At 47.0% G+C, this 896-nt stretch carries 1 protein-coding gene and 1 pseudogene; both read left to right on the top strand.

Going from position 1 to position 896, the window contains the following annotated elements:
- Nucleotides 1-240: pseudogene (locus tag CVN76_RS01305) on the top strand (serine/threonine protein kinase); the annotation flags it as partial.
- 138 nt (nt 241-378) lie between these two features.
- Nucleotides 379-896: MFS transporter (locus CVN76_RS01300; RefSeq protein WP_232732046.1), on the top strand; the 518-nt coding region annotated here is incomplete at its 3' end.

Below are 896 nucleotides of genomic sequence, written 5' to 3'. Positions count from 1 at the left end.
TGTTTTTATGGATTAGCTTTCTTTGCCGTCTTCATCCTGCGCAAGAGAGATCCGCACGCAAAAACATATAAAGTTCCGCTATACCCGATCATTCCCATTGTAGCGATTGCTGGTGCCGTATATATTGTGGCAAGCACATTGATCGATACCCCGCTGGATGCCTTGTATTCGTTAATCATCCTCGTTATCGGCATGCCCGTATACTGGCTGCTTAAAAAGAGCGAGCGGGCCGGAGGCTAAACGGAATATGGACTTAAAACCCTTCACTCCTTATGGTGAAGGGTTTTTTCATGAAGCGGAAAGCTTCATGCGGCAAAATAGACAACGGGGTCCGTTCGTATTAACATAGGGGGAAAGTTTAAATCGTGAAGGGTCTGAATGAAATTGAATTATATCGAGCCAGCTGGTAAATCATTCAAGATGACAATCTTGGCTTTGTTTCTTGGCAGCTTTGTAACGTTTGCCGATCTGTATAGTACGCAACCTGTCATTCCGGTATTCGCCAAGCAATTCGGCGTCTCCCCTGCAACGGCAAGCCTGACATTATCTTTTGCGACAGGGGCGCTTGCGATTTGTTTATTGCTCGTTTCCTTTTTCTCTGAAAACATCGATCGAAAAAAAATAATGGGGACAGCGCTCACGTTATCTGCCTTATTATCCATATGCGTCAGCTTCATCCAGGATGATCTATACATCCTGATCACCATACGGGCGATTCAAGGAGCAGTGCTTGCCGGCTTCCCGGCCATCGCCATGGCCTATATCAATGAAGAATTCCATCCAAAAAGCCTGGGGTATGTGATGGGGATTTATGTGAGCGGCTCAAGCATCGGAGGCTTGGCCGGCCGGCTGATTGTCGGCGTGCTGACCGATCATTTCTCATGGAATGTAGCGAT

It is taken from the genome of Bacillus sp. mrc49 (assembly GCF_002803435.1).
The sequence above is the reverse complement of the archived record's forward strand: the minus strand, read 5'-3'. Positions and strand labels throughout refer to the sequence as shown.